3 protein-coding genes and 1 pseudogene are annotated in these 5,297 nt (G+C 73.0%); 1 reads left to right on the top strand and 3 read right to left on the bottom strand.

Annotated elements, in window-relative coordinates; all coding sequences use genetic code 11:
* Nucleotides 1-538: pseudogene (locus AB0M20_RS25875) on the bottom strand (DNA topoisomerase IB); the annotation flags it as partial.
* 107 nt (nt 539-645) lie between these two features.
* On the opposite strand from AB0M20_RS25875, the gene AB0M20_RS25880 reads away from it, so the two are divergent.
* Complete coding sequence (locus AB0M20_RS25880) at nt 646-1,650, top strand: aldo/keto reductase (protein WP_364302401.1); 1,005 nt, start codon at nt 646-648, stop codon at nt 1,648-1,650.
* 115 nt (nt 1,651-1,765) lie between these two features.
* Here AB0M20_RS25880 and AB0M20_RS25885 read toward each other — a convergent pair whose 3' ends face one another.
* Nucleotides 1,766-3,475 carry an ABC transporter ATP-binding protein gene (locus AB0M20_RS25885; protein ID WP_364302403.1) on the bottom strand — a complete coding sequence of 570 codons (1,710 nt, stop codon included), beginning with the start codon at nt 3,473-3,475 and terminating at the stop codon, nt 1,766-1,768.
* A gap of 19 nt (nt 3,476-3,494) precedes the next feature.
* Nucleotides 3,495-5,099, bottom strand: a complete 1,605-nt coding sequence (locus tag AB0M20_RS25890; RefSeq protein WP_364302405.1) for an ABC transporter ATP-binding protein — start codon at nt 5,097-5,099, stop codon at nt 3,495-3,497.
* Between the last annotated feature and the right edge of the window lie 198 nt (nt 5,100-5,297).

A 5,297-nucleotide genomic window follows, 5' to 3' on the forward strand; every position in this document is an offset into this window, starting at 1 on the left:
GCTCGACGCCGGACTTGCCCGTGTATTCGAGCAGGACGCAGCCGCCCTTGGTGCGAACGTGGTCGGGCCGCAGCGTGGACAGCCCGAAGGACGGGTCCTCCTCGCGGTCCGCGTACTGCGCGCTGCCGACCCGGAACATGCCCATGTCGAGCAGCCGGACGATGGCGGCGAGAACCCGGTTGCGGGACAGGCCCCGGCTGGTCAGGTCGGCGCACAGCCGCTCGCGGACCTTGGGCAGCCGCTCGGCCACCTCGAGGGCGTGGTCGAACTTCGCCTCGTCGCGCGTGCTGCGCCAGACCTTGTGGTAGAGGTACTGCTTGCGTCCGGCCGCGTCGATGCCGGTGGCCTGGACGTGTCCGCGAGGGTCGGGGCTGATCCACACGTCGGTCCAGGCGGGCGGGATCACGAGCGCCTTGATCCGATCGATCGCCTCGGCGTCGGTCAGGCGCCCGCCCGACGTGTCGAGGTAGGCAAAACCCTTGCCGGCGCGGCGTCGGCCGTACCCGGGCTTGGTCAAGTCACTTCGTCGTAGCCGCACCTGAAGTCCTCCCCAGTGACCCCTCCCCTGTGACAAGCCCGGACTGCCCCCGGAATCGGCGGTCAAACCTTGACCTGGAGCGCGCTCCGGGTCATAGCGTCGAGCGCATGCAGACAGTGGAACTGGGCCGGACCGGCTCACAGGTGAGCGCGCTCGCGCTGGGCGCGATGCAGATGGGCAGCGAGACCGGGGAGGACGAGTCCCGCACGATCCTGGATCGCTACGTCGAGGTCGGCGGTTCGTTCGTCGACACGGCGGACTGTTACGAGTGGTGGGCGCATCCGGGCAGCCACGGCGGGCACAGCGAGGAGCTGCTGGGCCGGTGGATGCGCGACGGAAACAACCGCGACGAGCTGTTCCTGGCCACCAAGGGCAGCGGCATGCCGCACTGGAGCGAGGACCTGTGGGCGGCCGACGGCACGCCGAACTGGGCGCTGGCGCGGAAGACCTTCTCCGGGGCGGGTGCGGACAACCTGCGGCAGGCCCTCGACGGCAGCCTCCGGCGGCTGGGCACCGATCACGTGGACCTGTACTACGTGCACGTGGACGACCCCGCCACCCCGCTCGAGGAGACGCTCGAGGCGCTGGCCGGGCTGGTTCAGGCCGGGAAGGTACGGCACCTGGGCTGGTCCAACGTACGTACGTGGCGGCTGGAGGCCATCCGGCAGCTGTGCGAGCGCAACGGCTGGCCGCTGCCGGTGGCGGTGCAGCAGCAACACTCGTACCTGCGGCCGAAGGGTGGCGCCGACGGCGCGTCGATCGTCACCACGGAGCAGTGGGAGTACCTGACCGGGCACGAGGATCAGACGCTGGTCGCGTACTCGCCGATCCTGAAGGGCGTCTACGACGATCCGGCCAAGCGCAAGGCGCACTGGATGATGGAGGCCTACGCGGGCCCGGACGCCGATGCTCGGATCGAGGCGCTCGAGGGCGTCGCGGGCGAGGTCGGCGCTACGCCGAACCAGACGGTGCTGGCGTGGATCATGCAGCGCCCGGGCCCTCGTGTCGTCCCGCTGATCGGCCCGCGCACGCTTCCGCAGTTCGAGAATCTGGTGCCCGCGCTGGACATCAAGCTCACGACCGAGCAGCTGGAGCGGCTCGACAAGGCTTAGGCCGCCCGCGTGGCCCGCCCGGCGGCTGGGCACAGAGGGTGACCCGAGACGGCCCGGCGGGTGTGCCAGGGGACTGCAGAGCGCGCGTACTCGTAAAGGGTGTTCGCTCTTGAAGCTAGGAGCCGTGCCACGTTCGCCACAGCGCGGCATAGGGGCCATCAAGCTCGAGAAGATGAGAATGGCTGCCCAGCTCGATGATCCGGCCGTCGTCCATGACCGCGACCCGGTCCGCGTCGTGCGCCGTCTGCAACCGGTGCGCGATCGCGATCACCGTGCGGTCGTGCAGCACCGCCGCCAGGGCACGCTCGGCGGTGCGGGCGGCGGTCGGGTCGAGCAGGGCCGTGGCCTCGTCGAGGATCACCGTGTGCGGGTCGGCGAGCAGCACCCGCGCGAGCGCCAGCTGCTGGGCCTGCGCGCCGTCGAGGCGATGCTCGCCGAGGTCCAGGTCGAGGTCGGCGGCCCAGTCCGCGCCGACCGTGTCGAGGGCGCGGCGCAGGTCGGGGTCGGGCGCGGCGACCATCAGGTTGTCGCGCACCGACTCGGCGAAGACGTGGTGTTCCTGGGTGACCAGCACGACGTGCCGGCGCAGCTCGTCGGGCGGCAGGTCGGCAACCGGGACGCCGCCGACGGTGACCGCGCCGGCGCCGGGCCGGTCCACGCCGGCGAGCAGCCGGCCGAGCGTGGACTTGCCGGCGCCGGACAACCCGACGATCGCCAGCCGCTCCCCCGGCCGCACGGTGAGGTTGACGTCGTGCAGCACGTCGCGGCCCTCGTCGTAGGCGTACCGGACGCCGCGCACCTCGATCCGCTCGCCGTCCGGGCGACGCTCCGAGGTCGCCGGCGCGGGCGGCACCGCGGAGATGCCCTCGATCCGGGCGAACGACGCGGTGCTGCTCTGCAACTGCTCGATCCAGATCATCAGGGCGTCCAGCGGCCCGACGAGCTGCCGCAGGTAGAGCACCGCCGCGCCGACCGTGCCCAGCGACGCCATCCCGGCGAAGGACAGGAACCCGCCGAGCACCAGCACGACCACCACCGGGATCGCATACGAGAGCTCGACCGTCGGGAAGAACACCGTGCGCAGGCTCAGGGTGGCCAGCCGGGTGCGGCGGGTCTCGGCGATCGCCTCGCGGCCCACCGCGAGGCGGCGATCCCCCAGATCGAAGGCTTCGATGGTACGAGCGCCCGACACGGTCGCCGACAGCTCGTCGGCAAGCTGCGAGTTGGCCGCGCCCTCCCGCAGGTACGCGGCCGGCGCCCGGCGCAGATACCAGCGCGTGCTGAACCAGACGCCGACCAGCCCGATCAGCCCGGCGATGCCCAGCAGCGGGCTCAGCACCAGGACCGCGACGATCAGGAAGACGAACTGGATCATCGCGGAGATGAGCTCCGGCAGGATGTCCCGCAGGGTGTTCGCCACCGCGTCGACGTCGGAGGTGCCGCGGGCGGTGAGGTCGCCGGGGCGGATGCGCTCGACGACGGCGGCCGGCAGGTTCAGCGACCGATCCAGGAAGCCCTCGCGGATCCGGGCCGCCGTACGCTCCCCGAACCGGTAGCCGATCAGCAGCGCGTACCTCAGCAACGCGGTCTGCGCCAGGGCGCAGCCGAGCACCGCCAGGGCGAGCAGATCGACCCGCCCGGCGCCACCGCTGCCGGTCACCGCGTCGATGATCCGGCCGAGCAGGTACGGCCCGCCCAGCCCGGCGATCGCGGCCAGCACGTTGAGCACGGTCAGCCGGACGACGGCGCGACGGTCCGCGGCGATCAGCGTGCGGGCCGCCCGGACGATATCGCGGGGCGCGGCGATCGGCAGGACGGTGCTCATCGGCGGCTCATCGGCGGGCTCATGCGCGGGCCTCGTCGGCCTCGAAGACGCGGGTGACCAGCGCCCGATAGCCGGGCTCGGCGGACAGCAGCTCGCGATGGGTGCCCCGCGCCGCGACCCGGCCGCCGACCAGGTAGTAGACGACGTCGGCGCGCGACAGCAGCACGGGCGACGTGGTGGCCAGCACGGTGCCGCGGCCGGTGCGCAGGTCGGTGAGCCGCTGCGCGATCGCGGTCTCGGTGTGCGCGTCGACCGCCGAGGTGGGGTCGGCGGCGAGCAGCATCTCCGGGTCGGCGTGCAGCGCCCGGGCCAGCCGCAGCCGCTGCCGCTGCCCGCCGGAGAGGTTGCGGCCCTGCCACTCGATCGGGCGGCCCAGGTCGCCGCCGGCCTGGTGGGTGAGGTCGTGCGCCACCGCCGCGTCCATCGCCCGCCGCACCCGCGCGTCGTCCGCCTCCTCGCGCCCGGCGACGACCTCGCGCAGCGGACCGGCGAAGATCTCCGCCTCGTGCTCGGCGACCAGCACCCGGCGGCGCACGTGGGGCCGGGCGATCCGGTCCAGGCGCCGGCCGTCCCAGGTGGCCTCCGTCGCGCCGTAGCGGCCGAGCCGGTCCAGGATGGCGGCGGCGTCGGCGGTGCGGGAGCCGGCCAGGACGGTGAACCGGCCGGGCTCGGCGGTCACGCCGGACACCGCGTCGTGCAACGCGGCCGGGCGGGGCGGCGCGGGCTCGCCGTCGGCCGGCTCCTCGGGGACCCGCAGGAAGGCGACCACGCGGCGGGCCGCGACGATGCCGCGGGTGACGTCGAAGGAGCAGAAGATGAACACGTCGACCGGGATGGCCAGCATCGCCGTGTAGCCGTACACCCCGACCAGCTCGCCGACGGTGATCTCGCCGGAGGCGGCGAGGCGGGCGGCCAGCCAGGTCACCACCGCCAGGAAGATCACCGGCAGGCCGCGGCCGAGGGCGCCGACCCAGCTCGCCGCGTTGCCGACGTGATATCCCTGCGCACACAGGACGGCCGACTCCCGCCGGTAGCGGGCCAGGTGCGTCTCCTTGCCGCCAAGCCCGTTGAGGATGCGCAGGCCGCCGAGCACGTCGACGAGGCGGGCGGCCAGCGCGCCCTGCCGTTCGCGGTAGCGCTGGCCGGCACTCTGCATGCGGCCCAGCAGCGGCCCGACGACGATGCCGAGCACCGGGACGCCGCACAGCACCACGACGGCCAGCGACGGCGAGATGCGCAGCAGCAGGGCGGCGATGACCGCGTACGCGACCGTGCTGGCCACGCCCACGCCGCCGACGTTCATCGCCCGGCCGATCACCCACACGTCGGAGATGCCGATGGTGACCACCTCGCCGGAGCCGATCCGGCGCGGCAGTGCTGCGCCCAGCCGGGTGGCGTGCGCGAGCACCAGGTCGGCCGTCTGCAGCGCGGCGGCCATCCGCAGCCTGGTCATCGACCGGTGCCGCATGATGCCGAGCGACGCGCCGGCCGCGCCCATCACCAGGACGGCGCCGGCCCAGAGGAGCAGCGGGCCCGGGCGGTGCGGCTGCAGGCCGCGGTCGATCGCCTGCGAGATCAGGTACGGCGTCGTGGCCAGGCTGGTGAACCAGAGCGAGCCGAACATCGCGCCAAGGGCGACCCGGCGTTTGTTGCACCGGCCCAGCCAGAACAGGAATCGTGCGGGTCCCCGTAACTCCACATCAAACACTTTGCTCGATCACCGCCTGTTACCGTCGCCCGCATGTTACGGACGATCGGCGGACGCCACTTCGACTTTTCCCGGCAGGTGGCGGTGATGGCGATCGTCAATCGGACCCCCGAC

Source organism: Actinoplanes sp. NPDC051633, from assembly GCF_040681735.1.
Taxonomy (GTDB): Bacteria; Actinomycetota; Actinomycetes; order Mycobacteriales; family Micromonosporaceae; genus Actinoplanes.